Origin of the sequence: Rouxiella sp. WC2420 (assembly GCF_041200025.1) — a bacterium.
GTDB lineage: Bacteria > Pseudomonadota > Gammaproteobacteria > Enterobacterales > Enterobacteriaceae > Rouxiella.
Genome location: NZ_CP165628.1, coordinates 1,579,279 through 1,604,884, shown reverse-complemented (window position 1 = coordinate 1,604,884; position 25,606 = coordinate 1,579,279). Strand labels below are relative to the sequence as shown.

Genomic DNA, 25,606 nt, shown 5'->3' with positions numbered 1-25,606 from the left:
GATGCGTTTTCGACAAAATCGACGTGGATTCTGGTCGCTGTGGATCTTCGCCGTTGTTATGGTGCTGGCGCTGTTATCCAACGTGATAGCCAATGAAAAGCCGCTGCTGGTGCGCTATCAGGGCCATCTCTATCTGCCATTTATGTTTAACTATACCGAGTCGACCTTTGGCGGCGAGCTGCAAACCGCGGCTGACTATCAAGACCCGTTTGTCGTTAAACAGCTTGAAAGCCACGGCTGGGTGATTTGGGCACCTCTGCGGCAAAGCTTTAACTCAATCAATTTTTCAACTCAGCAACCTTTTCCCTCACCGCCGTCGCGACAAAATCTGTTAGGTACCGACAGCAACGGGCATGACGTATTGGCCGAAATTCTCTATGGAATGCGCATCTCGCTGTTTTTTGGGGTGTTGCTAACCCTGCTTTCGTCGCTGATTGGCATGGTCGCAGGTGCGATTCAGGGCTATTACGGCGGCCGGATTGATCTCTGGGGGCAGCGATTTATTGAAGTCTGGGCCGGCATGCCAACGCTTTTCCTGATTATTCTGTTGTCGAGCGTGGTGCAGCCGAATTTCTGGTGGCTGCTGCTGATTACCGTACTTTCGGGCTGGATGATACTGGTTGGAGTGGTACGCGCCGAATTTCTGCGTACTCGCAATTTCGATTACATCCGCGCAGCGCAGGCCATGGGCGTCGCCGACAGCACTATCATGCTGCGTCACATGCTGCCAAACGCGACGGTCGCGACCCTGACCTTTATGCCTTTCATTCTTTGTGGCTCTATCACTACGCTGGCATCGCTGGATTTTCTCGGCTTTGGTTTACCGATTGGTTCGCCTTCGCTCGGCGCGCTGCTGCTGGAGGGCAAAAATAATCTGCAAGCACCGTGGCTGGGGATCAGCGCCTTTATGGTTCTGGCTATCCTCCTGTCGCTGCTAATCTTTATCGGTGAAGCGGTGCGCGACGCTTTTGATCCCAGTCAGTCACGTTAGGATTGCCATAACATGTCTCATACGCCCCTGCTCAGCATAGAAAATCTCGATATTGCCTTTCGTCACGAGGGGCAGCTTTCGACCGTGGTCAATGACCTGTCGCTGACCCTCTCGGCCGGGGAAACGCTGGCGCTGGTTGGCGAGTCCGGTTCGGGCAAAAGCGTGACCGCGCTGTCGATTCTGCGATTGCTGCGATCGCAGTCAGTGGTTTATCCTCAGGGCGATATTCTTTATCAGGGACAAAGCCTGCTCCACGCCAGCGAACCGGCGCTGCGCAAGATCCGCGGTGACCGGATCGCGATGATTTTTCAGGAGCCGATGGTTTCGCTTAATCCGCTGCACACCATTGAGAAACAGCTGGCAGAGGTTTTGTCGCTGCACCGAGGGATGCGACGTGATGCCGCGCGTAAAGAGATTATTCAATGCCTGGACCGCGTTGGTATCGCTCAGGCAGCCTCCAGACTGAGCGACTTCCCGCACCAACTTTCCGGCGGCGAACGCCAGAGAGTGATGATTGCCATGGCTATTCTCACCCAGCCTAACCTGCTGATTGCCGATGAACCCACAACCGCGCTGGACGTGTCAGTGCAGGCGCAGATCCTCTCCCTGCTGCAAGAGCTTAAACAAGAGCTGGGGATGGCGATGCTGTTTATTACTCATAATCTGCGCATTGTCCGTTCTATTGCCGATAACGTGGCGGTGATGAGAGAGGGGCGCTGCGTGGAGTATAACGCGCGCGAGGCGCTGTTTACCGCGCCTCGACATGCTTACACACAACAGCTTTTGCAGGCCGAACCTAAAGGTAGCCCGCGTCCAGTGCCGCCAGAAAGCCCGGTTCTTCTAAAGGTTGAAAATCTCGGCGTTGGCTTCCCGGTCCGCCGTGGTCTGCTGCGCCGCACTGTGAGCACCAAGATGGCACTGCAAGGCCTTAGCTTTACTCTGCGTCGCGGTGAAAGTCTTGGCTTGGTGGGCGAGTCTGGATCGGGCAAAAGCACCACGGGCCTGGCGCTGCTGCGGTTGCTGCGCTCACAGGGCGGGATCGAATTCGACGGCCAGCCGCTGCAATCGTTAAATCGCAAAGCAATGCTGCCATTTCGCAGCCGCATTCAGGTAGTGTTTCAGGACCCGTATTCGGCGCTAAATCCGCGTCTCAACGTGATGCAGATTATCGCCGAGGGCTTACAGGTGCATAAACGGCTAAGCGAGCAGGAGCGCGAACAGCAGGTGATTGCCGCCATGCAGGAGGTAGGGCTTGATCCGCAAACGCGTCATCGTTATCCCACCGAGTTCTCAGGGGGGCAACGTCAACGTATAGCCATCGCCAGAGCGCTGATTTTGCAGCCGGAGCTGGTGATCCTCGACGAGCCAACCTCTTCGCTGGATAAGTCCGTACAGGCGCAGATTTTGCAGCTATTACATAATTTGCAGCAGCGCTACGGCCTGTCATATCTGTTTATCAGCCATGACTTACAGGTGGTGAGAAGCTTGTGCCATCAGGTGATTGTGTTACAGAGCGGGAAGGTCATTGAGCAGGGGGAGTGCGAAAAACTGTTTACTCGGCCTGAGCAGCCGTACACGCAGCAGCTGTTGGCGCTGGCGGAGGCGAATGACGGCCAGCAGCATTAGCTGATAGTCGTCAGAAAGGATAGATTGCAGACACAGAAACGGATTCGGCAATGGCTGTACCGATATTTTTCAAACGACACATCGTGGCGCTTTCATCGTCGCGCTTAACAAATAGGCAAAGCTCGCCTTCACATTCTACGATATTGCTTTCAACCTGAATTTCACGCAGGGAAAGATTTAGCCCCTGTAACACCTGACGCGCGCTATCCCCTTCAGGGCTTAACAATTTTAGGCCGATCAGATTGCTGTCTTCTTCATCGGCAGGCAGTGGGATAACTTCCACTTTAATGCCCGCAAAGCCTGACAGCCAGCGATAGCTTTGTGGTAATCGATGTACCACCGAAAAGTGATTATTGTTCACGGTGCTCCCCAAAAGCATTTATTAAAATTGTATTTCCAACGAAAGACTCATCTTTAAACAATAAATTTACAAATACGCAACGCATGAACCAAGTTATAACGCAGACCAAGCCTCTACGCTTGTAAAATAGTTAAATTTAAACCTATTTTTCACATATCATTAACTATTTAAGTACAGAAATGGCCCGTTGTGACGTTTTTTTGAACACTCTCCGTTTAAAATGGGATCCGGCTCTCACTTCGCCTCATTTGTAACCTGTTCAGAATCATTTCTCAACCAATTTCATTCATCACCGTTACTTTTTTGACGCTAAAATATCACAAATAATAAACAAAACTCAGCGACCATGATGGATTTTATTCATTAAATCAATTAATTAATAATGAAACATTTAGTTAATAAATAATGAACCATTGGGTTCGTAACGACTTGGACATTTCGGATTTTTTCGACTAGCGCCTGTTGCAATTTTGTTAAGTCAATTTCAAATGAAAACGGAATGTTATTTTTTTAGCACGATTTGTTAGCGCTTTTTTGCATTACTGGCATTATCATCCACACCGTTTTTACTGGATTACCCTATCCAAGAGGCGCCGAACCTCCGTAAAGAGGCCTCAGCTTCTGCATAAACAAAAAAATAATAATAATTCTAAGCCGACTAATGGCTCACTCACCCGATCTAAAGAGAATTGAGATGGACAAAAATCGTTCACTTTTTGACGCAGGCACTCAGGAAAATGGTACCGGTTTCAGTCGCCGCGATATGTTAAAAGGCGTTGGTTCAGCCATGGTAGCCGCTACCTTACTGGGCTTCCCCTTCCTGACTCAGGCAGAAACAGCTACCGCAACTAACTCCCCGGTCATTTTTACCCAGTTTTTTATTGTTTCTCAGGCCATTACCGAGCATCAAGATTTGAGCCCCGGAATGTCGGCACAGATTTTCAACGCCTTTTACCACGGTAACCCACAGTTTTCTGTTCAGGTTGCGAAACTGTACGCCCTGCTCCAGCCTAATATGCGTGCCAAACAGTTTCAGGATTTGGCTAAACAAAACGGTTTGGGTGACCTGCTGACCAGCATCATCACGGGCTGGTATACCGGTACAGTGAAAAATGGTACCGATACCATGCTGATCGCATATAAAGATGCGCTGATGTATCGACCGGTTAGTGATGGCCTGATCGTTCCGACTTACTGCGGCAACGGCCCGCTGTGGTTCACCGCCGCACCTCCCGCTGCACCAATGCCGGAATATATGAAAGAAGAGCGCCTTAAGGCGACGCCAGATTCAGTTAACGCGAGTAAAGCATGATGAATAAACCTACTTTTACCGCAGACGGCGATGCGTCTGCGGATGTGATCATTGTCGGATCAGGGATTGTTGGCGGTATGATTGCCGACCAAATGGTCAGTCTGGGACATTCCGTATTGGTGCTTGAAGCCGGTTTGCGTATTGAACGCGCACAGGCGGTTGAAAACTGGCGCAATATGCCGTTTGCAAACCGCGCGGGTTCTGACTTCCAGGGCCTTTATCCGCAGTCTGAACTGGCTCCTGCGCCGCTATATTTCCCAAAAAACAACTACGTGAACCTGACTGGACCTAGCGCCAGCAGCTTTCAGCAGGGTTATCTGCGTACCGTAGGCGGGACAACCTGGCACTGGGCCGCTTCATGCTGGCGTCACCTGCCAAACGATTTCAAAATGAAAACGCTGTACGGCATTGGTCGCGACTGGCCGATTTCCTATGAAGAGCTGGAACCTTACTATTGCCGTGCCGAGGAAGAAATTGGCGTGGCCGGTCCAAGCGATCCAGAGCTGCAATCCCCCTCCGAGCGCAGCAAGCCATATCCAATGGAACAAGTGCCTTACGCCTACGGCGATACCCGTTTCGCCGAAGTGGTAAATCCGCACGGTTTCAAATCAGTACCTATCCCGCAGGGCCGCAGTACCCGCCCGTGGAATGGTCGTCCAACCTGCTGCGGCAACAACAACTGCCAGCCTATTTGCCCAATCGGCGCGATGTACAACGGCATCAGTCATGTTGAACGCGCTGAGAACAAAGGTGCAGTAGTTCTCGCTGAATCAGTGGTTTATAAGATTGATACTGACGAAAACAACAACGTGACCGCTGTGCATTGGCTGGACAATAAAAAACAGTCGCACAAAGCTACCGGTAAAATCTTTGCTCTGGCCTGTAATGGCATCGAGACACCGCGCCTGCTGCTGATTGCTGCCAACGAAAAAAATCCGAACGGAATCGCCAACTCTTCAGACCACGTTGGCCGCAACATGATGGATCACTCCGGTTTCCACTGTACTTTCATCGCCTCTGAACCACTGTGGATTGGCCGCGGCCCTGCACAAAGCAGCTGTCTGGTTGGCCCTCGTGACGGCGAATTCCGTAGCAAATATTCAGCCAACAAGATGATCGTCAACAATATTAGCCAGGTCATTCCAGCCACTAACAAGGCGCTGCAAATGGGACTGGTTGGCGAAGAGCTGGATGCGGAAATCCGTCGTCGTTCAATTTACGGCGTGGACTTGTCAATCAGTCTTGAGCCGCTGCCAGATCCCAATAACCGCCTGACGTTAAGCACCACCCGTAAAGATCCGCACGGCCTGCCTTGCCCGGATATTCACTATGACGTAGGTGATTACGTGCGCAATGGTGCCGTTGCTGCGCACAAACAGTTGGAGGAAATCGGCAAACTGTTTATGGCTGAAGATTTCAACATCACTACCAGCCTGAACGCCAATAACCATATTATGGGCGGCACTATCATGGGCAACGATCCGAAAGACTCGGTGGTTAACGGCAATTGCCGTACCCATGATCATGCCAATCTGTGGTTGCCGGGCGGCGGTGCAATCCCGTCTTCCAGCGTGGTAAACAGTACATTGACCATGGCTGCACTGGCGTTGAAAGCGGCTGATGATATGGCTAAATCTCTGGCAGGTCAGGCATGAAAAAACTTCTGAGTTTAGGATTACTCGGCGCGGCGCTGACTGGTTTCGCAGCCATGGCGTCGGCACAGGACAGCCAGCTGGACCTGATTGCCAAAGGTAAACTGGTCGCCACCGCGGCTGACTGTCAGGCGTGTCATACCAATCCTGAAGGCGGTAAGCCTTTTGCTGGTGACTACGCAATTCATTCCCCGATGGGCACCATTTACACCACCAACATCACCCCGTCCAAACAGTTTGGTATCGGCAATTACACTTTGCAGCAGTTCAGCAAAGCGGTGCGTGAAGGGGTTCGCCCCGACGGTGAAAACCTTTATCCGGCAATGCCTTACACCTCTTACAGCCATATGAGCGACGAAGATATTCAGGCGATGTATGCCTACTTCCAGCTCGGCGTGAAACCGGTAGAACAGCCAACCAAACCGACCGCGCTGCCGTTCCCGTTCAATATGCGTATCGCAATGGCTGGCTGGAACATGATGTATCTGGACAGCTCCGCCTTTAAACCGGACGCCAGTAAAAGCGCAGAATGGAATCGTGGGGCTTATCTGGTTAACGGCGCGGGCCACTGCGATACCTGCCACACGCCGCGTAACCTGATGATGGGCGAAGTCACCGATAAACCGTTGGGCGGTGGCATGGTTGGCCCATGGTATGCGCCAAACATCAGCTCTGATCCGGTTAGCGGCATTGGCAATTGGACCCAGGCACAGCTGGTCGAGTACATGAAAACTGGCCGTACCGTAGGCAAAAACCAGGCCGCTGGCCCGATGGCTGAAGCCGTGCAGAACAGTTTGCAGTACCTGCCTGACTCCGACCTGAATGCCATCGCGGTTTACCTGAAAACCAGTACTCCGGTGCGTAATCCGGGCGACAAACAGGCGGCGGACAGCTTTGGCCCGAAAGGCGTTAACGTCGAAGATGGCCTGCGCGGTATGCATCCTTCCAACTCCAACCACACCATTATTGGTGGCGCGGCGTTGTTCAGCGGCTACTGTGCAAGCTGTCATCAGCCAGACGGCGGCGGCAGCAAAAATCAGGCATACCCGTCACTGTATAACAACACCGCGACCGGTATGACCAACGCGTCAAACCTGATTTCAGCTATTCTGTACGGTGTCGATCGTCAGGTCGGTGACCAGCATGTGCTGATGCCGAAATTTGGTGAAGGTTCGTATGTCGGCCAGTTGACCGACGCACAGATTGCTGACATCTCCAACTACGTGCTGACCAACTATGGTAACCCGGCGATTCAGGTTACCCCGCAAGATGTGGCGGTGCTGCGCGGCGGTGGCCCTGTGACCCTGCTCGCGAAGCTTCAGCCATATATGGCTCCGGCAATGATTGTAGGCGTGATTATTGTGCTGGCGCTGATCTTCTGGTTATTTAGAAGACGCAAAACTCGCTCACGTTAATAATGTATTAACAGTTTTTGGCGAGCAAAGTAAAAGGAGAGTGCCGGGGGGCGCTCTCCTTTTTTTATTTGCCTTTGCCAAATGAAACGTTATCCGCGGCCCACGAACGGCATCGCGGTAGCCATTACCGTCAAAGTCAGAATATTGGTACCATCTGGCTGATTAGCCATAAACGCCACGGCTTCTCCGACTTTGTCTGCCGGCATTACCGGCTCGGGTTCCAGCTCGAAATTAGCCTGTAATCTGCCGCCCAATGCCTTGTTGCCCATATCGGTGGCAGCATTTCCCACATCAATTTGCCCACAGGCAATGTTGTATTGTCGACCGTCCAGCGAGGTGCTTTTAGTCAGGCCGGTAATAGCGTGTTTGCTGGCCGTATAAGCCGCTGAATACGGGCGTGGAGTATGGGCTGAAATTGACCCGTTGTTGATGATTCTTCCGCCGATTGGCGTTTGCTGTTTCATCAATTTTACTGCCGCCTGAGTACACAAATAGGCACCGTTAAGGTTGGTATTAATCACCGCCAGCCAGTCTTCATAAGGCTGGTCTTCAATCGGCTGTTCCTTGACGTTGGTTCCGGCATTGTTAAACAACACATCTAAACGACCAAAAGTCTCCTGCACCGTTGAAAACAGCGTCGCGACCGACTTGGGATCGGTGACGTCTACCGTCAGAGCATGAACTTGCCCCGGCTCAAACAGCGCGGCAGCCTTTTGCAGTTTATCCTGATTGCGCCCAGTCAAAATAACCATAAACCCGCTGGCCACCAATGCTTTGGCAGCACTCAACCCGATGCCACTGCCGGCACCGGTAATCAACGCAATTTTCTTATCAGTTGTGATCATAAGGTATCCAAAATCTATTCAGCTTGATTGCAAAAATCAGCGATCAGACCGCCGCCATCATGCCGCCGTCGATAAACAGCAGCTGGCCGTTTACGAAATCTGACGCGCGAGAAGAAAGGTAAACCGCACCGCCGATTAGCTCCTCGGGATTACCCCAACGGGCGGCTGGCGTTCTTTTGCACAGCCAGTCGGAGAACTCTTTGTTATCCACCAGCGCCTGAGTCATATCAGTTTTGAAATAGCCGGGAGCAATACCGTTCACCTGAATATTATAGCGGGCCAGCTCGACGCACATGCCGCGGGTCAACATTTTCACCGCGCCTTTTGAAGCAGCGTAAGGGGTGATGGTGTCGCGACCCAGCTCACTTTGAATCGAGCCGATATTAATGATTTTGCCGCGCTCTCGCTTGACCATGTAACGAGCAACCGCCTGTGAAACCAGGAACACCGATTTCTGGTTTACCGCTACGATGTCGTCCCAGTCTTTTTCCGGGAATTCGGTAAACTTGTGGCGACGCTGAATCCCGGCATTGTTGACCAGCACGTCGATAGGCCCGATTTCCTTTTCGATTTTATCGATCGCCTGATTCACTGCAACACTTTGAGTAACGTCAAAAGCGACCGCATGAGCAATAAAACCTTCGGCACGCAAAGCTTCGGCAGCTTTAGCCGCTGATTCCTGCGTGGTGCTGTTGATGATGACTTCGGCACCATTTTCAGCCAGACCTTTTGCCAACAGGAAACCCAGTCCGCGCGAAGAACCGGTAACCAGAATTTTTTTGTTATCCAGGGAGAATAGATTTGTCATTGTGATTTTCCTGACGTTACAAACGAATAGAGTTCGTGAGACCCACGATCAAATGAATAAAGTGATGTTCATCAATAAAAGCGGTTTATCGGCCCACAAACTGTGATACAGATCACTTTATTGGGTGTTAAGAAACTCTGTTACCGCAAGCGTGATCGGGGTCATTCGATAAATTTCTCCTAACGCAAATTTTGCCAGTCAGAGAGAGGCGTTAAGGGCAACAAAATGTGTCATCGTCATGAAAGTAAAAGTTTTTTATGCCCTTCTATTGCGTTGTTAAGAGATAAGCTATTTGGTAACATAAACCGTATCATTTTCCCGCCACTTGATGTTACCCACAGCGGCACCAGCAGGACTTCTGGATGAGAAATCAGCGCGTCACACTGCAAGATATCGCGTTACTCGCCGACGTCACTAAAATGACCGTCAGCCGGTTTCTCCGCACGCCTGAAAAAGTCTCTCCAGAAACGCGGGAACGCATTACCAAGGTGATGCAAGAAGTTGGATTTCCGCTGGAAGAAACAGAAAAAAAGAATAAAAGCAGGAAGATAGGCATTCTTGTTCCCTCTTTTAATAATCAGATTTTCTCCGAACTGCTGGCAGGGATCGAATCGGTAACCTCAGAACAGGGTTATCAAACGCTGGTGGTGAATTACGATTACAGCAAAGAACGTGAAGAAGAACATATTATCAATTTGCTGACCTACCGCCTTGCCGGTCTAATCCTGACTGATTCAGTACACACGCTAAAAGCCGATAAATATCTCAATGCCGCTGATATTCCTATTGCTCAGGTAATGGATCTCGATGATTCCCATGGCCGTATCGCCGTCGGCTTTGATAATTTTCAGGCCGGGTTTGATATGGCGACGGCGTTAATTGCCAGCGGCAAAAAACACGTCGTTTATTTCGGTTCGATGTCCGACCCCCGTGATATGAAACGTTATGAGGGATACCGAAAAGCCATGGAAAATAACGGACTTACTCCGCAGCATATTACGCCAAATAAAGTTTCTTCGGTGTCTATCGGCGCAGGAATGCTGACCATGGCACGCCAGTTAGATCCGCTGGTTGATGCGGTTCTTTGCACCAATGATGATATTGCCGTCGGCGTGTTGCAGGAATGTCTTCGCTTAGGCATTCGAGTACCGCAGGAGATGGCGATCTCAGGCTTTCACGGCCTGGATATTGGCCTGGCGACTACGCCACTGCTGGCCAGCGTGATCACCCCGCGCTTCGAAATCGGCAAAGTCGCAGCTGAAATCATGCTGAAAAAGATTAATAAAATTCCGACAATTGAAAGAGTTGACCTGCATTATCGTATTTCCCTCGGCGGTACAATTTAACCTTCCATCTCAAAATTACACTATTCACTTCCTGGGGTAACGATCACGTTACCAGTAACATCCTTTTTTAACATGATCTAACGTGACTTGAGTCACATATTATATTGACAGAAATGCTTTTATTAAGGCATCGACGGATCAGGTTAATAAGAACATTATTCCAATGCCTTATTTCATGTACCAACCGAATTCGCGTATTAATTCATTCCCTATAGTTGGAATGCTTCTGTGAATAAACGAGGTGTACCCATGGATAAAAAAATACCCAAGGCCCGCTGGCTTCGCGTTATAACGCCAATACTCATCGCCTGCATTATTTCATTCATGGACCGAGTCAATATCAGCTTTGCAATGCCAGGCGGGATGGATAGCGCATTGGGCATCACGTCATCAATGGCCGGTCTTGCCGCGGGTATTTTCTTTATCGGTTACCTTTTTTTACAGGTTCCCGGTGGCAGCATTGCGGTCCACGGCAGCGGCAGAAAATTTATTGCCTGCTCACTGGTCGCCTGGGCAATCATCTCCGTATTGACCGGGATGGTGACTAACCAATATCAACTGCTATTCCTGCGCTTTGCGTTGGGTGTGGCCGAGGGTGGGATGCTGCCGGTGGTGCTAACCATGGTCAGCAACTGGTTCCCGGACGCTGAACGCGGCCGTGCCAATGCCTATGTACTGATGTTTGCGCCAATTGGCGGGATGATCACCGCGCCGCTGTCTGGCTATATTTTACAGGCACTCGACTGGCGCTGGCTGTTCATCATAGAGGGTATGCTTTCCGTCGTCGTAATGGTGTTCTGGTGGTTTACCATCAGTGACCGCCCTGAAGAAGCCAAATGGCTGTCCGAGCGCGAACGTAATTATCTGGTAACCGAGCTGACACGCGAACGTGACGCGCTGAAAGAGCTGGCTCCCGTTGAGAATGCCCCGTTGAAAGAGGTATTCCGCAATGCTTCAATCATTAAATTAGTGGTGATTAACTTCTTCTATCAGACCGGGATTTACGGCTATACCCTGTGGTTGCCAACAATCCTCAAGGGTTTGACCGGCGGAGACATGAGCAAAGTAGGTCTGCTGGCAATAATCCCTTATATCGGGACCATGCTGGGTATTTTGGCCTTCTCTGTGCTGTCGGATAAAACGGGCAAACGCAGACTGTATATCATCCTGCCATTGTTAGGATTTGCCGGCAGTCTGGCATTATCAGTCACTTTTAAAACCAATATTGTCGCCTCTTACTGCTTCCTGGTCTGTGCCGGATTCTTCCTGCAGGCCGCAACCAGTGGTTTCTGGACTATACCGGGCAAGGTTACCACTCCTGAGGTGGCCGGTAGCGCACGAGGTGTTATTAACGGTTTAGGTAATTTGGGTGGCTTCTGCGGCCCGTACCTGGTGGGTGTTTTGGTGAGCCTGTATGGCCAAAGCACGGCGATTTATGCTCTGGGCGGCTCATTGCTGATTGCTGCTATGGTCACTGCGCTGTTGCCGAAAGAGTGTGATATCGCGCTGGTCCCTGGTGCCAAAGCCATAGCGTTGGCGGAGCATTACGCCGTAATGCGTGCAAAATACAAACCTCAACGTATAACGGCATAACCGCCGACTTAGGGTCACGCCAATGAAAAGGCCAGTGTTAATCACTGGCCTTTTCGTATCTTGAGAACGACAGCTTGCGGCGTTATTCAGCCGCAGCGGAACTCGCCTCGGTGGCAGCAACCCTGGACGGCCTGCTGGCATACAAATACAGCGCGACGGAAGCAATGATACAGAACGCCATCGAACCGACCATCGGCCATGCGCTGTGTGCCGGGAACATCGACAAAAGCGAGCCTACCAACGCACCGGTACCAAAGCGGATCGTTCCTGCCAAAGATGCCGCCGTGCCAGCCATATGCGGGAAGTCATCCATAATCACCGCCATCGCATTGGACGTTACCATCGCGATACAGCCCACATAACCCGCTACACCCAGCACCAACGCCCAGAATCCAAGGCCGAAGGCGAGCACCACCAGCAGCCATAGCCCCATCGCCAGCTGAATCATCAGTCCAAGACGGAACATTTTTACCGCCCCCATCCGACGCACATTACGGCTGTTGATAAAGGTCAGTACTACCAGGAACACCACATTCAGTGCGAAATAGAAGCCAAAGTTCTGCGGCGACACGCCGTTAAGCTGGATATAAACAAAAGGCCCGGCGCTCAGAAACGAGAACATACCGGCAAAAGAAAAGCCGCTGGCCAGCATGTAGCTCAGCACGCGTTTATGTCGAAACAGCGAAGCAAAGTTGCCCAGACTGGTGCGCATGTGAAAACGCTGCCTGCGCTCTTTGGGCAGCGTTTCTTTTATGAATACCGCCACCAGCACCGCAGCAATCAGGGCCGCAATCGCCATCGCCCAGAAAATGGCGTGCCAGCTGAACCACAGCATCAGCGCACCGCCGAGCATAGGGGCCAGCAAAGGCGCCACGGTCATTACCAGCACCACAAAAGACATCATTCGCGAGAATTCGTCTTTGGTGAACATATCGCGCATCAGGGCGTTGATCACCACGCTGCCCGCTGCTGCTGCAAGGCCATGCAGAAAGCGCATATTGACCAACTGCTCAACGGAGTTGGACAGCGCACAGGCCGCCGCCGCGATGGCAAACACCAGCACGCCCCAGAAAATCACCGGTTTACGTCCCAGACTGTCGGCCATCGGACCATAAAAAAGCTGGCCAATAGCAAAACCCAGCACATAAGCACTTAGCGTCATTTGTACCTTGCCAGCCGGAACACCAAACTCTTGGGCAATCATCGGCATACTCGGCAGATACATGTCGATCGCCAGCGGCATCAACATCGACAACAGTCCCAATATCAGGATCAGACCTAAGTGGGATGTCCGGGGTTCTTGCACTTTTTACAGCTCCTGTTAGCTAGAAAAACCTGTGATTAAAAACTAGCGCGGTACAACTACGCTGGCGATTTCTTCTTCAGTTAATTGACGATATTCACCTGGCTCCAGGTCTTCATCCATCACTATCTCGCCAATGCGTTCGCGATGCAGCTCGACAACGCGGTTACCCACGGCGGCAAACATGCGCTTAACCTGATGATAGCGGCCTTCACTGATAGTCAAACGCACAACGTGTTCGCTCAACTGCTCAAGAACGGCAGGCTTGGTCAGTGAATCTTCATTATGCAGTTGAACGCCAGCGGTAAACTGGGCGGCGGTATCTTCAGCCAGCGGCAGCTCCAGCGTCACCAGATAGGTTTTTTCGCAATGATGCTTTGGCGAGGTGATGCGGTGTGACCACTGACCGTCGTCGGTCATAAGAACCAGTCCGGTGGTGTCGATATCCAGACGGCCCGCGGCATGGAGCTTGTAAGCAACCGGTTCTTCGAGGAAATACAGTACGGTAGGATGATCCGGGTCATCGGTTGAGCAAACGTAGCCCTGCGGTTTGTTCAACATGAAATAACGAAAACCGGTGATCTGCTCCAGCACGTTGCCGTCAAACTCAACGGACATTTCCGGGGTCAGTTTTAACGAACCACTCTTGACCACTTCGCCGTCTACGGTAACGCGCTTTGCACGCAGTTCGCGCGCCACTAGCGCACGGCTTACGCCTAACTGTTGAGATAAAAACTTGTCCAATCGCATTGAATCTACTTAGCCTTTGCTGGCGAGCGGAAGTTGCCCGCGCTTTAATAAAATACAACACCCCGCCGCTGCATAACGCTGCAACCGCAGGGTGTAAGGTATTGTTTAATGAATTCAGAGTTAGTGAATTTAGAGCGGCAGTCGGCCCGCCGTTTAGAGCCGTCATTATAGCGGGCCTTGGCAGGCATTGTCGCGTCTATCTGTAAAAGTTAGCAGACTAAATTTTCACGTTGAGTGACATCGCCCAGGTTCGCGTTAGGCGATAAATGTTGGCATACTGATAACCTGTAATTATCAACAGGTAAGTTTCGGGTTCTTCATGCAAGCACTCCCCTTTACTCTTCGCCCCTATCAGCAAGAAGCCGTCGACGCCACGTTGCGCCATTTTCGCAAATATGACGAGCCAGCGGTGATCGTACTGCCTACCGGTGCGGGGAAAAGTCTGGTTATTGCCGAGCTGGCAAGAGTGGCTCGCGGGCGCGTATTGGTGCTTGCTCACGTTAAGGAGCTGGTGGCGCAGAATCATTCAAAATATCTGTCATACGGTTTGCAGGCCGATATTTTCGCCGCCGGGCTGAACATCAAGCAAAGTGAAGGCAAGGTAGTCTTCGGCAGCGTGCAGTCGGTGGCGCCTAATCTCGACAAGTTCGATAGCGCCTTCTCGCTGCTAATCATTGATGAATGTCACCGCATCAGCGACGACGACAAAAGCCAATATCAGCAGATTATCGCCCATCTTCGCACCCAGAATCCGCGCTTACGCCTGTTGGGACTGACCGCGACGCCCTATCGTCTCGGCAAAGGCTGGATTTATCAGTACCACTATCAGGGCATGGTGCGCGGCGATGAAAAAAGCCTGTTCCGCGACTGCATCTACGAGCTGCCGCTGCGCTACATGATTAAGCATAAGTTTCTGGTGCCGCCAGAACGGCTGGATATGCCCGTGGTGCAATACGATTTCAGCCGCCTGCAACCCAATGGCAGCGGGCTGTTCGCCGAGGCGGATCTTAACGATGAGCTGCGTCGGCAGGCGCGCATTACGCCGCACATTGTTAATCAAATCATCGATTTTGCCAACGACCGCAAAGGAGTGATGATTTTCTGCTCGACGGTAGAACATGCCGGGGAAGTGTTCAAACTGCTTCCCGCTGGCGAGACGGCGCTGGTCAGTGCCCAGACTTCGGCGCAGGATCGAGATCGGCTGATAAACGCGTTTAAACAACAGCAGCTGCGCTATCTGGTTAACGTTTCGGTGCTGACCACCGGCTTCGACGCGCCACACGTTGATTTGATTGCTATTTTACGCCCTACCGAATCGGTTAGCCTGTATCAGCAGATTGTCGGGCGTGGCCTGCGACTGGCAGCAGATAAAACTGACTGCCTAATTCTCGACTACGCTGGCAACCCGCACGACCTGTTCACCCCCGAAGTGGGCAGTCACAAGCCGAATAGCGATAATAAACCGGTGCAAGTGTTTTGCCCCGCCTGCGGCTTTGCCAATATTTTCTGGGGCAAAACTACTGAAGATGGCACGGTTATTGAACATTTTGGCCGCCGCTGTCAGGGCGTTCTTGAAGACGATGATGACAATCGCGAGCAGTGTGATTTCAGATTCCGCTTCAAAAGCTGTCCGCACTGCGGTGCAGAAAACGATATCGCAGCCAGGCGCTGTCATCAGTGTCAGGAAGTTCTGGTCGATCCCGACGACATGCTCAAGGCTGCGCAAAAGTTGAAAGATGCGCTAGTGCTGCGCTGCGGTGGAATGAATCTGGAAACCGGTCAGGATGATAAAGGCGAATGGCTGAAAATCACCTATTACGATGAGGACGGAGCCAGTGCCAGCGAAAGATATCGTTTGCAAACTCCGGCCCAGCGCACTGCCTTTTTACATAGCTTCATGCGCCCGCACCAGCGTGCGCCGGGTATTGAGCTGGTGTGGAAAACTGCCGCCGATATCATCGCGCAGCAGGCCCTGCTTCGGCATCCTGATTTTGTGGTCGCTCGCATGAAGGGCCGCTTCTGGCAGATCCGCGAGAAGATCTTTGACTATCAGGGGCGTTTTCGCCGCGCTTACGAGCTACGCGGCTAACGATTTAAGGCATTCTCAGGGATTAATCATTTGCCGTACAGGCGATACTTCGGTAACATACCGCCCGCTTTCGCCATGTGCGGAGCGAAGATCTATCACCTGTTGCTGGGTCGCCTGTAACAGTAATTTTCTTTTTAAGAGAAAAATCATGACTACTATTAATGCACAAGTACGTACTGCGCAGGGTAAGGGTGCGAGCCGCCGCCTGCGCGCAGCAAACAAATTCCCAGCTATCGTTTACGGTGGCTCTGCTGAACCTGTTTCTATCGAGTTGGACCATGACTCTGTAAAGAACCAGGAACTGAAAGCGGAATTTTACAGCGATGTAATTACTCTGGTTATCGACGGTAAAGAAACCAAAGTTAAAGTTCAATCTGTACAGCGTCACCCGTTCAAGCCAAAACTGGCTCACATCGACTTCGTTCGCGTTTAATCGCAAACTGAGCAGATGCGCCTAGGGACGCCTAAGCGAGAACAATAAAAAACGCCGCATAATGCGGCGTTTTTTATTGGCTAGCGTTCAGTAAAATTCAGCTGTTGCCACTGCCTGAACGGCGCTGTAACTGATCGCGCAGGTTTGGCGGCGTACCTTTGATAGTCAATGTATCGGTAGCGGGATCCCAGAAAATTCTTTCCCCCATCAGCAGCGCGTCGAAATTAATGCTCAAGCCGCCACCGCTGCCAGCAAACTTGGTTAATTGACGCAGCGTGCTGCGATCGGCCGGGAAACTCTCTTCAAGCTCATAGCCCTGATCGGTTGAAAACTGTTTAAAGTCTTTATCGCCCAGCGGTGGAAGCTCCTGCGCTAACTCTTGCAGTTCAATCTCTTCACCCGCCTGTAATTGGTCGTTGCAATAGGTGTAAACCTGCTGACGATAGTTCTGACGCTCGTTTTTATCCAGCTGCGCTTCGGTACAGTAATCGTCAACCGCCTGCAACAGGCCACGGTTTTGCGCCTTGGTATCCAGACCTTCCGCCGCGCCCAGGAAATCCATAAAGAAATCTGCAACCTTGCGGCCGACTCTGCCTTTAAGAAAAGTCAGGTAACGCGTTGACTCAGGATTGGTTTCCCATTCGGTCAGGTCAATACGTGCGACGATATCAGCATGATTAATATCCAGATAATGGATGCTGCTGACATCGAGCTGCTCATTAACCCGCATGCTGCTGCGACTGGTCAAAACCGCCACCAGCAAATACTCTACCGCCAGAAAACGGTAATGGCAGAACAGGACCACGCCACCCTCGGCAAACGGATACTTAGCCAGTTCATCACGCAGACGGCCAGTTGCTGCACGGCTGAAGCCAAGAAAATCTTCATCGCCCTTGCGACAGCCGCGTAACGCTGTCGCCAGCTCGCTATCTTCGCTAAACAGGCCGTAAGCCTTGCTCTTGGCGCTGTAAACCCGATGCAGCTCGGCCATCATCTCTTCAACCGCCGCGTTTGGGGTTAAAAGGGTATCGCGCAACACAACATCCAGCGTTTGCTCGTCGCGTTTGTTCAACTGGTGCAGAGCAATCTGCTCGATATCCAGACTCATGTGACTTTCTCCTGTTCATTTAGGGGTTCCCCTGCGCCGCGTATTCCAACACCGAAGAGTACTCTCTGCAAGCGTTAAGCTAGCCCTTTGAAATCTCTGTTAACAAGCTCAGACAATAACCATGCGTTATTAACATTATAAAAAAGCGGAAACTCACCTCGTGATAAGTTAAGATATTGGACTTTGTAAAGCTTTGAGCACAATAATCTATGCCACAATCATCTCGTTACAGTGACGAACAAGTTGAGCAACTGCTGTCTGAGTTAGCCACCGTTCTGGAAAAACACCGCGCCCCAACCGATCTTTCTTTGATGGTTTTAGGCAACATGGTGACCAACCTGATCAATACCAGCGTTGCACCTGCTCAGCGCAAAACTCTGGGACGTTCGTTCGCCGATGCCCTGCAGGCATCTATAAGAGAAGACAAAGCCCATTAATTTAACACTCAGCAAAGCCTTCTTATGGTGACAAATAGCCAGCGCTATCGCGAAAAAGTATCCCAGATGGTTAGCTGGGGGCACTGGTTCGCCTTATTCAATATTCTGCTTAGTCTTGGACTCGGTAGCCGTTATCTATTTGTTTCTGACTGGCCCTCCTCCCTCGAAGGTAGGATTTACGCGCTGGTCAGTTTGCTGGGGCATTTCAGTTTCGTCGGCTTCGCTGTCTATCTGCTGATTATCTTCCCGCTGACTTTTGTGGTGATGTCGCAGCGATTGCTGAGGTTCCTGTCTGCTATCCTTGCCACCGCCGGATTAACCTTGCTGCTGGTGGATACCGAGGTATTTACCCGTTTCCATTTGCATATTAATCCCGTGGTGTGGGAGCTGGTGGTTAACCCCGGGCAGGCAGATTTAGCTCGCGACTGGCAGTTGATGTTCATCGCGGTGCCAATTATTTTCCTGGTCGAGATGCTTTTTGGCACCTGGGCCTGGCAGAAGTTGCGCAGTCTGAGTCGGCAAAGCTTCGCCAAGCCGCTGGTAGCAATATTTATTTGCTGCTTCATTGCGTCACATCTGATGTATATCTGGGCCGATGCCAACTTCTATCGCCCGATTACTATGCAACGTTCTAATTTACCGCTGTCATATCCAATGACTGCGCGTAAATTCCTCGAAAAACACGGGCTGCTTGATGCCCAGGCGTATCAACAACGACTTATAGAACAAGGCGATCCGGACGCAATTTCAGTGGAATATCCGCTGAACTCGATCAGCTTCCGCGATAAAGGCAGCAACCTGAACCTGCTGATGATTGTGGTGGGAGGTTTGAATGCCGATTCTGTCGCTAAAGACATGCCACAGCTAAAACAGTTTGCCAGCACCAATGTTAATTTTGCCGATCATTTGAGTTCGGGTAACAAAAATGACACCGGTTTGTTTGGCCTGTTCTATGGTATCTCGCCGACTTATCTTGAAGGAATTATTACCTCTCGTAAGCCGTCGGCATTAATGACTGCCCTCGCCCAGCAGAACTATGAATTTGGTCTGTTTGCATCCAACGGCTTTAACAGCACGTTGTATCGTCAGGCGCTATTGTCTGACTTCTCACTGCCGCCAGCTGCACGCCAAAGCGACCAGCAGACTACGCAACAATGGCAGCAGTGGCTTAATACTCGCGGCCCTCGCCCATGGTTCTCATATCTGAGTTTCGACGGCACTTCCGAGGCAACCACGATCGGTAAAGACGGCAGACAACCTTCTGCGGCGGTAATTAATCGACGTTATCAACAAGGCGCCAGCGAAGTTGACGGGCAAATTGCCGAAGTGCTGAAGAATCTGCAAGCCAAAGGCATGTTGAATAACACGGTTGTAGTCATAACTGCTTCAAAAGGTATCGATCTTAATCCAGAACAAAATCAGATGGATGAGCAGCATGTTAAAGTTCCGCTCATCATTCATTGGCCCGGTACGCCAGCGCAAAATGTGATTAAGTTAACCTCCCACGAAGACGTGATGGCGACTCTGATGCAACGGCTGCTGCACGTAAGCACGTCGCCGTCCGATTACTCACAGGGTGAAGACCTGTTTGCCGCACGCCGAAGCAATAACTGGGTAACTAGCACCAGTAATGATGGCGCGTTAGTCATTACCACCCCAACACAAACTATCAAACTGGATCACGATGGTAATTACCACGCCTATGACAGTCACGGTAATGAGCTGAAAGATCAGAAACCTGAGTTGGGATTATTGCTACAGGTATTGACCGATCAAAAACGCTTCGTCGCCAACTAACTGCTTAAAAATAAAGCACTCATTATGGTAGCGTATTGATTTCATTACCGAGATGAGTAGACTGTTTAAACAGCGTCGGCATGTAGCGCAGCCTGGTAGCGCACGGTCATGGGGTGTCCGGGGTCGGAGGTTCGAATCCTCTCATGCCGACCAAAAATTCCCATTAAAACCAACCTCTTAGGGTTGGTTTTTTTGTTTGTGGGATTGGCGTGGGGAATAACTGGGGAAAAACCCCCTCAAAAATCGACCTCAGAATCGGTTTTTGGATTCCAATTTCGAGAGGTTTTTTTGCTACTTTACGGAGCGTATTTTCCGCTTCTGTAGGTCTATGTAAACCGGCTGACCGGTCTCGATGCTATATACCGTCGTGCCGCGTAGTCTTCGACCATAAGCCATCTTCCCTACAGTCAACTTCTTAGCTCCCGGTGGTGTTAATTCGGTGCAATGCGCCGGTAAACCAATTGGGGGTCCGGCCCCTCTGACAGGGATCGCCTTTGCCAGTAATTGGCTAATAAGAAAGCTAAACCTGAATTCCCTTTCTTTCAGGATCACCAGAATGACCACAATCAAACACGGGTTGCACAAAACTAGCTGGCGTTATTTAATGGAGGGATCTTAAGTCGGGTGTCCACCGCAAGAAAATCGGCGTAATCATTCTTTCCCGAAAAGGAGAACTCACTAAGGGCAAAATTTATGACAAAGTGAACGTATTCATTACGGATAGCAATGTACGATAGCTCATCCTGTTTCGCGGGCTCATTTATTGTGAGCCAATCTATTTACCCTTACAAATCAATGTCATATTTTGCATTCGTTGCGAGTTTTTATGCAAAAAAACTGATTTCAAGATATCATTTCATTTGAGATAAAATATTATTTTTGTTCTCTTTATTCTTAAGACTTACGTTGCAAATTTGCTTATTAATACCTTTATGGAATTTAATTCCATTTTTATTTTTTATGGAATAGTATGATCCTCCTGTTTTTTATGAAATTTTGATTAGTATAAGAAGTTCTAAAGTGATAACTTATTACAAATTATGAATAATTGAAGTTTTTACACATATTCTTTATAGTCAACATTTGGGATGAGGTATAGGAATGTTATCTCTAAAAGAATGCACTGGAAGTGAAATTGGGGAATATTGCACCATCTTTGTTAATGAATATCAGATGGATCTTATTAGAAACCATCAGTTCAGCCAGTTAGAAGCGCACCAAAAAGCGAATGCTACATTCAACACCTCTTTTCCTGACAACCAACTAGCAAAAAATAATTCCCTGCTCCGTATAACTAAAATACTCAGCGATGTCCCTTGTCAAGTCGGTTACATGTGGTTGCTTTATTATCCCGAAGAACAATCGGTATTTATAATGGATTTCTACATATCCCCGGAATATCGTAATAAAAAAATTGGCCATGAGGCGATGAATAACGTGATAGCAATGCTTGAAAAAAAGCAAATGGTCACACTAAAATTACGCGTTGAGCCTGATAATCAAGCAGCTATCGGACTATATAAAAAAACAGGGTTTGATATTACAGGGATAAACATGACTCACAGGATAACTCCAAAGTAAGTGTAAAATGATATATCAAGCCGCAGAGAGCATTAATGATGGACGGGTTTTTCTCAAAATTGATGAGTTCATTAAAAACAATAGCATCTATATTAAAATAGAAAACATGAATCACACTGTGTTATTAATCAAATTTAAAAGGTCACATTCAGTAAGAGTTAGGGCCATTCGACCATATTTGATTCACTTGGATCGCCATCCAATATAACAATGTCATCCATCATCGTTGAAAGTACTTTAAGTTTCTCATGAAGGATAAACGTTAATGACTCTTTAATCGATGGATGTGTTACTTCAATAATTGCTGAAGATAATGAACAGCAATGCTCAACGGCTAATTCAACAGCCTCACGTGTTGCATCAGACATGGGGCACCGCCTGATGTATATTAGCATATTGAGATTTCAGAATAGTAAAGATGATAGACATGTAATTGGCTCCAAGGGGATTGTTTAATGGCTACCATATCAGGCGCTAATCCCGATGGTGGTAGCCCAGACAGAGTTAGCGTACCGGACCCCTTGGAAACCGGCGCTCCTTACGGAGCCCCCGCCTGAGCCACCATTGAGGTGAAACAGGTCGTACCTATAATAACCCGATGTTCTTAAATGGGCTAGGTATCAAGGGATTTCAGAACGCTAATTCCGACTGCAGATTTTGCCACAGTTCAAAGATCATACAGCAATTAATTTATAAGTAATTACGAAAACACTAAAAACACCAATTTTCAGAGTTAGTGCAGCCTGTAAGATAAATAATTCTAAATATCAGTGTTGAATGAATCTCATCTAATTATTTTTCATTAAATTCAATACTACTAGAGAGCTATGTTAGAAATATTTTAAGCTGAGATAATAAGGACGAGATAATAACAATGGTTGATTGTTGCGTTAAAAGGATATTGCGCCCATTTACCTAAATTGCCGGGGTTTAACTTGCCTATATCCCAGGGCACACAACCATTGACACCAATAGCTCCATTATCAAGTTCTTCAACATATTGATTTAATGCTGCATTATAAATATCGACTCTACCTGCAACATTACGTACAGTTCCTGCCCAGAGTGCTGCGCCAAACGTGGTTTGAGTATTATCACAAACAAGGTGACGGTGAAGAATGGCGAGTTGTCTGTAGACTTGGCCTGCTAAACCTGCGCCAGCATATTCAGGACCAACATATGCCCCTCGTATCTGTTTGCCTAAATCATCTTCATCGTCTCTGTTTTTGAAAAGAAAATTGTCATAAGCAAATCTAGCTACAATTTTCGTCAAACTATCGTCAACCATATCAAGGTTTAAAATAGTTTGGACTATAATTTCATCCTCGACGTTATCTTCTCTAAGCTCATCGATGTGATCAGATATAAAATCCGACGAATGAAATCCTAATTCTTCTATTACAGCAATATGATCGAAATCAGCGCCATCGTAAGTTGTTTCAGTAAGGCGGTAAATAATTACGTCATCAGGGGACAAAAAGTTAATAGTATTTGAAACAAAACTCCCGCCTGGGAAAGACGGGAGCATCGATAAATCTTTAGCGTAATTATCGCCAATTAAAGACGGTGACATTCCTTAAAGCTCTCCTTGCTACGAACATCGTTAGAATAGACCTGAGTAGCAAAAGTATCTTCCATAAACTTAGCAACAGAGTTCTCAATCGAAATCAATACATCATTACTCACTGACAAATCAGGGTATTGGTTCTTAGGTTGAACGGTAAAACGCAATTTCTCGCCACGAATTACAATCTCAGCAAATGGTTTAACGACCGTAGTATCGGCCGCACGATTGAGATCGCTTTTTAACGTTACAATGAAAAGCTGTGATTCTTTATGGGTACGGCTAAGCATCCTGCGAACCTCAACGGTGTCAGGAAATGAACGCGACACAAAGCTATCAATAACACTCGTGTTATCAAGAATCGTCTGGATAGAGCGTTGATTCTTAGCTTTAGCTTGGCTATATAACATGTACCCACCTTAGCCAGTACACCGTGTGTAGCCGACATTTGCCTCACCCATGTGAGACCTTTAAAAAAATTGACACCATTGTCAACTGTTCAATAAATCTACCCCTTGCATGCCTAAAGTGCAACCAGAAAGTTCTACTGTTAGTTGATTACTCCACTTAGTGAATAAGCTTAATCCCTTACCATACAAGGTGTCAGCCGTTAATAAGCACTAACTTTGTCACATTATTGATAAGTACAATGGTCCGTTCTTTTAGAGCAAGATTGAAAGGCATTTCATAACCGCACTTTCGCCGCCAACATAGCCAGCTGATCTACCCCGTTCACTCGGCGGATAAACCGCTCGGTATCTATCTCGATCAGTTCAACACCTTCAAGGGACTGCTTATAATAACTGATGGCGATATCAACCGTCACCGCGCATTCGGCCATGGACTGATTGCCTCGCGGGTCACGGGTGACCTTATGCACAAACCCTTCGATTTCTTCTATCGTTCCCAGCGCGGTGCCGTTGCTAAGATAGCCTTCATACGCCGTGAAGCGCGGTCGGCGGCCGCTGATAAATCCGAGGCTGGCCAGCATATCGGTATCGATGCCGAAGAACTTAATCTGGCAGCTCAGCGCCTCCATCCCGTCATCGTGAGGCGTCGGAGCATCCTGCGCGCCGGTGCGGATATCCTCGGTGGCACCGACGAAAATTGCAGGTTTTAAATAGGTCAATCCGAACTGCTGCCCGTCGAGCCACTGAGTGATATCAGCTGCCGTCGCGCGAATATAGATGTCTGGCTTTTATTCTGTATGACTTGAACGACCGATTACGATATAGAGAGAGGCATTTAACGAAACATTAATCTGACCTTCAGAGGTCGCGCTCGGCTGCCAGCTGTCTATGCAAAGAAAAACGGCTGGCGTAACCAGCTAGGTGGCGTTTTCAGGATAAGTGTCAGCATCCTAGACCCAAGCCAGTTTTTTAGCGAGCTTATGATCGCATAGTGATAGGCGGCCAGTTTTAAAGGGTTGGCCATGGCGATCCTTTAAGTGGATATGAATATTTATCGGGTCATTGGTGACTAACTTTGAACAAGTTAAGAAAAAGCTAACTGGCAGCTTTGAGTTAGGGGCGGACCTTCAGTGTTTAGGGGTTCTTTACGCCAAGTGGACTCTCTGTGGCTATTCAATACTGCCTTATGTTGCAAAGGATGTATCACTCAATTTCTGATGCATGTAATCAATGAGCGCTCGTGTTTTAGTGGGCAAGTAACGCCGATCTGAATAAAGTGCGAACAATTGCAATGGGGCTGCGGATTGTTCAAACTCAATCTCGATTAACCGTCCATCGTTAATGTAGGGCTGGCAGGTTTGTTTCGATAGGATGGCAAAACCGACACCTGATACCGCCGCTCGTCCTGCCATCTCTCCACTGTTTACTCGATAATACCCTTTAACCTTAATAGTCTCGAATCCTCCCTTTGTATTAACAAACTGCCAGGGTGCGCCCTTCAGTGCACTTACTGTTGTAATACAGGGTAATTCTTCAAATTGCTGGATCTGTGTAGGGGTGCCATAACGCTGAATGACGGAGGGAGCTGCAACAATGGTGCAAGGGATAGTAACCAGATGACGGGCTACGTAGTCACTGTCATCCATCTGACCACGGATAATAATGATAGCTAAATCCAGATCATCTCGCAGGGATTCGAAACCTGACAAATTTGTGACACAGCAGATCTCCAGGTCAGGGTACTGACAGGCAAAATCGGCAATAATAGAACCCAGCAATGCAGGACCTACTTCATTGGGAATACAGATACGTAGTGGTCCCTTGAATTGCATTTGCCGCAAGGTTAATTCTGTCTCAGTTTGCTCAAGGGCCTCCAGTAATGGTTTCGCTCGGATATAGAGTAGGTGCCCCGCCTGAGTGAGTTTCAAATGTCGGGTGCTCCGCTCAATGAGCTGAAGATTCAGTTTTTGTTCTAACTGAGAAATACAACGACTCACATTTGATGTCGGCATTTCAAGGGCTTTCGATGCCCCAACAAAACTTTCTCTTTCAACCACAGCGATGAACACTTTCAGAGTATTAAAATCAAGAGCCGTCCGCATCAACTATCCCATATTTGATACTAATCAGTGCCATTTTTACCATCTAATGAACACCACTGCTAGCAGTTAGACTGGGATATCTT

Annotated in this window: 23 protein-coding genes and 1 tRNA gene; 13 read left to right on the top strand and 11 right to left on the bottom strand. The window is 49.1% G+C overall.

Annotation, left to right across the window (positions count from 1 at the left end; all coding sequences use genetic code 11):
- Position 1: 1 nt before the first annotated feature.
- Positions 2 to 991 (top strand): ABC transporter permease, encoded by a 990-nt coding sequence (locus AB3G37_RS07520; RefSeq protein ID WP_369790912.1) that lies wholly within the window; start codon positions 2 to 4, stop codon positions 989 to 991.
- Positions 992 to 1,003: 12 nt separating this feature from the next.
- Positions 1,004 to 2,617, top strand: a complete 1,614-nt coding sequence (gene yejF, locus AB3G37_RS07515; protein WP_369790201.1) for a microcin C ABC transporter ATP-binding protein YejF — start codon at positions 1,004 to 1,006, stop codon at positions 2,615 to 2,617.
- Positions 2,618 to 2,627: 10 nt separating this feature from the next.
- Here the strand turns inward: yejF and AB3G37_RS07510 are convergent, their stop codons facing one another.
- Positions 2,628 to 2,978 (bottom strand): YejG family protein, encoded by a 351-nt coding sequence (locus AB3G37_RS07510; RefSeq protein ID WP_369790200.1) that lies wholly within the window; start codon positions 2,976 to 2,978, stop codon positions 2,628 to 2,630.
- Positions 2,979 to 3,672: 694 nt separating this feature from the next.
- Here AB3G37_RS07510 and AB3G37_RS07505 point away from each other — a divergent pair.
- From AB3G37_RS07505 to AB3G37_RS07495, 3 genes are read left to right on the top strand one after another with little or no spacing between them, the layout of a single operon-like run.
- A complete protein-coding gene (locus AB3G37_RS07505) occupies positions 3,673 to 4,290 on the top strand; it encodes a sorbitol dehydrogenase family protein (RefSeq protein WP_369790199.1) in 618 nt (205 codons plus the stop codon).
- Complete coding sequence (locus tag AB3G37_RS07500; protein ID WP_009638568.1) at positions 4,290 to 5,945, top strand: GMC family oxidoreductase; 1,656 nt, start codon at positions 4,290 to 4,292, stop codon at positions 5,943 to 5,945. Before AB3G37_RS07505 ends, AB3G37_RS07500 begins: the two co-directional genes overlap by 1 nt.
- Entirely contained in the window at positions 5,942 to 7,357 is a 1,416-nt protein-coding gene (locus AB3G37_RS07495; protein WP_369790198.1) for a c-type cytochrome, read from the top strand. The genes AB3G37_RS07500 and AB3G37_RS07495 overlap by 4 nt, the downstream gene beginning before the upstream one ends.
- An 89-nt stretch (positions 7,358 to 7,446) precedes the next feature.
- On the opposite strand, the gene AB3G37_RS07490 is transcribed toward AB3G37_RS07495, so the two are convergent.
- Positions 7,447 to 8,202, bottom strand: a complete 756-nt coding sequence (locus AB3G37_RS07490) for an SDR family oxidoreductase (RefSeq protein WP_369790197.1) — start codon at positions 8,200 to 8,202, stop codon at positions 7,447 to 7,449.
- A 43-nt stretch (positions 8,203 to 8,245) separates the two neighbouring features.
- A complete protein-coding gene (idnO, locus tag AB3G37_RS07485) occupies positions 8,246 to 9,010 on the bottom strand; it encodes a gluconate 5-dehydrogenase (RefSeq protein WP_009638571.1) in 765 nt (254 codons plus the stop codon).
- A gap of 362 nt (positions 9,011 to 9,372) precedes the next feature.
- On the opposite strand from idnO, the gene AB3G37_RS07480 reads away from it, so the two are divergent.
- Both AB3G37_RS07480 and AB3G37_RS07475 read left to right on the top strand, forming a co-directional pair.
- Positions 9,373 to 10,356 (top strand): LacI family DNA-binding transcriptional regulator, encoded by a 984-nt coding sequence (locus AB3G37_RS07480; protein ID WP_369790196.1) that lies wholly within the window; start codon positions 9,373 to 9,375, stop codon positions 10,354 to 10,356.
- Positions 10,357 to 10,605: 249 nt separating this feature from the next.
- Complete coding sequence (locus tag AB3G37_RS07475) at positions 10,606 to 11,949, top strand: MFS transporter (protein WP_009638573.1); 1,344 nt, start codon at positions 10,606 to 10,608, stop codon at positions 11,947 to 11,949.
- Between the two features lie 82 nt (positions 11,950 to 12,031).
- On the opposite strand, the gene AB3G37_RS07470 is transcribed toward AB3G37_RS07475, so the two are convergent.
- Together AB3G37_RS07470 and rsuA are read right to left on the bottom strand one after the other, a co-directional pair.
- Positions 12,032 to 13,255: a Bcr/CflA family multidrug efflux MFS transporter gene (locus AB3G37_RS07470; RefSeq protein WP_369790195.1), complete on the bottom strand. Its 1,224-nt coding sequence runs from the start codon at positions 13,253 to 13,255 to the stop codon at positions 12,032 to 12,034.
- 42 nt (positions 13,256 to 13,297) lie between these two features.
- Positions 13,298 to 14,002, bottom strand: coding sequence for a 16S rRNA pseudouridine(516) synthase RsuA (gene rsuA / locus AB3G37_RS07465; RefSeq protein WP_009638575.1), 705 nt, complete (start codon positions 14,000 to 14,002; stop codon positions 13,298 to 13,300).
- Between the two features lie 319 nt (positions 14,003 to 14,321).
- Here rsuA and AB3G37_RS07460 point away from each other — a divergent pair, with 319 nt between their 5' ends.
- Together AB3G37_RS07460 and rplY are read left to right on the top strand one after the other, a co-directional pair.
- Positions 14,322 to 16,091, top strand: a complete 1,770-nt coding sequence (locus tag AB3G37_RS07460; protein ID WP_369790194.1) for a DEAD/DEAH box helicase — start codon at positions 14,322 to 14,324, stop codon at positions 16,089 to 16,091.
- A gap of 148 nt (positions 16,092 to 16,239) precedes the next feature.
- Positions 16,240 to 16,524: a 50S ribosomal protein L25 gene (gene rplY, locus AB3G37_RS07455; protein WP_009638577.1), complete on the top strand. Its 285-nt coding sequence runs from the start codon at positions 16,240 to 16,242 to the stop codon at positions 16,522 to 16,524.
- A gap of 97 nt (positions 16,525 to 16,621) precedes the next feature.
- On the opposite strand, the gene yejK is transcribed toward rplY, so the two are convergent.
- A complete protein-coding gene (gene yejK / locus AB3G37_RS07450) occupies positions 16,622 to 17,632 on the bottom strand; it encodes a nucleoid-associated protein YejK (protein ID WP_369790193.1) in 1,011 nt (336 codons plus the stop codon).
- 209 nt (positions 17,633 to 17,841) lie between these two features.
- Between yejK and AB3G37_RS07445 the strand changes: the two genes are divergently transcribed.
- The 4 genes from AB3G37_RS07445 (at position 17,842) to AB3G37_RS07430 (ending at position 21,447) form a co-directional block, all read left to right on the top strand.
- Positions 17,842 to 18,069, top strand: coding sequence for a YejL family protein (locus tag AB3G37_RS07445; RefSeq protein ID WP_009639385.1), 228 nt, complete (start codon positions 17,842 to 17,844; stop codon positions 18,067 to 18,069).
- Between the two features lie 24 nt (positions 18,070 to 18,093).
- Positions 18,094 to 19,866 carry an LPS biosynthesis-modulating metalloenzyme YejM gene (gene yejM, locus AB3G37_RS07440; RefSeq protein ID WP_369790192.1) on the top strand — a complete coding sequence of 591 codons (1,773 nt, stop codon included), beginning with the start codon at positions 18,094 to 18,096 and terminating at the stop codon, positions 19,864 to 19,866.
- A 76-nt stretch (positions 19,867 to 19,942) separates the two neighbouring features.
- Positions 19,943 to 20,019, top strand: a tRNA-Pro gene (locus AB3G37_RS07435).
- 948 nt (positions 20,020 to 20,967) lie between these two features.
- Positions 20,968 to 21,447: a GNAT family N-acetyltransferase gene (locus AB3G37_RS07430; protein ID WP_369790191.1), complete on the top strand. Its 480-nt coding sequence runs from the start codon at positions 20,968 to 20,970 to the stop codon at positions 21,445 to 21,447.
- 158 nt (positions 21,448 to 21,605) lie between these two features.
- On the opposite strand, the gene AB3G37_RS07425 is transcribed toward AB3G37_RS07430, so the two are convergent.
- The 5 genes from AB3G37_RS07425 to AB3G37_RS07405 form a co-directional block, all read right to left on the bottom strand.
- Positions 21,606 to 21,815 (bottom strand): hypothetical protein, encoded by a 210-nt coding sequence (locus AB3G37_RS07425; protein WP_369790190.1) that lies wholly within the window; start codon positions 21,813 to 21,815, stop codon positions 21,606 to 21,608.
- A gap of 473 nt (positions 21,816 to 22,288) precedes the next feature.
- Positions 22,289 to 23,020, bottom strand: a complete 732-nt coding sequence (locus AB3G37_RS07420; protein ID WP_369790189.1) for a hypothetical protein — start codon at positions 23,018 to 23,020, stop codon at positions 22,289 to 22,291.
- A complete protein-coding gene (locus AB3G37_RS07415; protein WP_369790188.1) occupies positions 23,005 to 23,421 on the bottom strand; it encodes a hypothetical protein in 417 nt (138 codons plus the stop codon). Before AB3G37_RS07415 ends, AB3G37_RS07420 begins: the two co-directional genes overlap by 16 nt.
- A gap of 275 nt (positions 23,422 to 23,696) precedes the next feature.
- Positions 23,697 to 24,140, bottom strand: a complete 444-nt coding sequence (locus AB3G37_RS07410; RefSeq protein ID WP_369790187.1) for a phage major tail tube protein — start codon at positions 24,138 to 24,140, stop codon at positions 23,697 to 23,699.
- Between the two features lie 465 nt (positions 24,141 to 24,605).
- Positions 24,606 to 25,523, bottom strand: a complete 918-nt coding sequence (locus AB3G37_RS07405) for a LysR family transcriptional regulator (protein ID WP_369790186.1) — start codon at positions 25,521 to 25,523, stop codon at positions 24,606 to 24,608.
- Positions 25,524 to 25,606: the final 83 nt, after the last annotated feature.

Bases quoted from the DNA above. Each gene is read 5' to 3' on its own strand.
- AB3G37_RS07500 (WP_009638568.1), top strand. From the start codon at position 4,290: ATGAATAAACCTACTTTTACCGCAGACGGCGATGCGTCTGCGGATGTG.
- AB3G37_RS07480 (WP_369790196.1), top strand. From the start codon at position 9,373: ATGAGAAATCAGCGCGTCACACTGCAAGATATCGCGTTACTCGCCGAC.
- AB3G37_RS07505 (WP_369790199.1), top strand. From the start codon at position 3,673: ATGGACAAAAATCGTTCACTTTTTGACGCAGGCACTCAGGAAAATGGT.
- AB3G37_RS07445 (WP_009639385.1), top strand. From the start codon at position 17,842: ATGCCACAATCATCTCGTTACAGTGACGAACAAGTTGAGCAACTGCTG.
- AB3G37_RS07430 (WP_369790191.1), top strand. From the start codon at position 20,968: ATGTTATCTCTAAAAGAATGCACTGGAAGTGAAATTGGGGAATATTGC.
- yejK (WP_369790193.1), bottom strand. From the start codon at position 17,632: ATGAGTCTGGATATCGAGCAGATTGCTCTGCACCAGTTGAACAAACGC.
- idnO (WP_009638571.1), bottom strand. From the start codon at position 9,010: ATGACAAATCTATTCTCCCTGGATAACAAAAAAATTCTGGTTACCGGT.
- AB3G37_RS07420 (WP_369790189.1), bottom strand. From the start codon at position 23,020: ATGTCACCGTCTTTAATTGGCGATAATTACGCTAAAGATTTATCGATG.
- yejF (WP_369790201.1), top strand. From the start codon at position 1,004: ATGTCTCATACGCCCCTGCTCAGCATAGAAAATCTCGATATTGCCTTT.
- AB3G37_RS07405 (WP_369790186.1), bottom strand. From the start codon at position 25,523: ATGCGGACGGCTCTTGATTTTAATACTCTGAAAGTGTTCATCGCTGTG.
- yejM (WP_369790192.1), top strand. From the start codon at position 18,094: ATGGTGACAAATAGCCAGCGCTATCGCGAAAAAGTATCCCAGATGGTT.
- AB3G37_RS07495 (WP_369790198.1), top strand. From the start codon at position 5,942: ATGAAAAAACTTCTGAGTTTAGGATTACTCGGCGCGGCGCTGACTGGT.
- AB3G37_RS07475 (WP_009638573.1), top strand. From the start codon at position 10,606: ATGGATAAAAAAATACCCAAGGCCCGCTGGCTTCGCGTTATAACGCCA.
- rplY (WP_009638577.1), top strand. From the start codon at position 16,240: ATGACTACTATTAATGCACAAGTACGTACTGCGCAGGGTAAGGGTGCG.
- AB3G37_RS07490 (WP_369790197.1), bottom strand. From the start codon at position 8,202: ATGATCACAACTGATAAGAAAATTGCGTTGATTACCGGTGCCGGCAGT.
- AB3G37_RS07520 (WP_369790912.1), top strand. From the start codon at position 2: ATGCGTTTTCGACAAAATCGACGTGGATTCTGGTCGCTGTGGATCTTC.
- AB3G37_RS07460 (WP_369790194.1), top strand. From the start codon at position 14,322: ATGCAAGCACTCCCCTTTACTCTTCGCCCCTATCAGCAAGAAGCCGTC.
- AB3G37_RS07425 (WP_369790190.1), bottom strand. From the start codon at position 21,815: ATGTCTGATGCAACACGTGAGGCTGTTGAATTAGCCGTTGAGCATTGC.
- AB3G37_RS07415 (WP_369790188.1), bottom strand. From the start codon at position 23,421: ATGTTATATAGCCAAGCTAAAGCTAAGAATCAACGCTCTATCCAGACG.
- rsuA (WP_009638575.1), bottom strand. From the start codon at position 14,002: ATGCGATTGGACAAGTTTTTATCTCAACAGTTAGGCGTAAGCCGTGCG.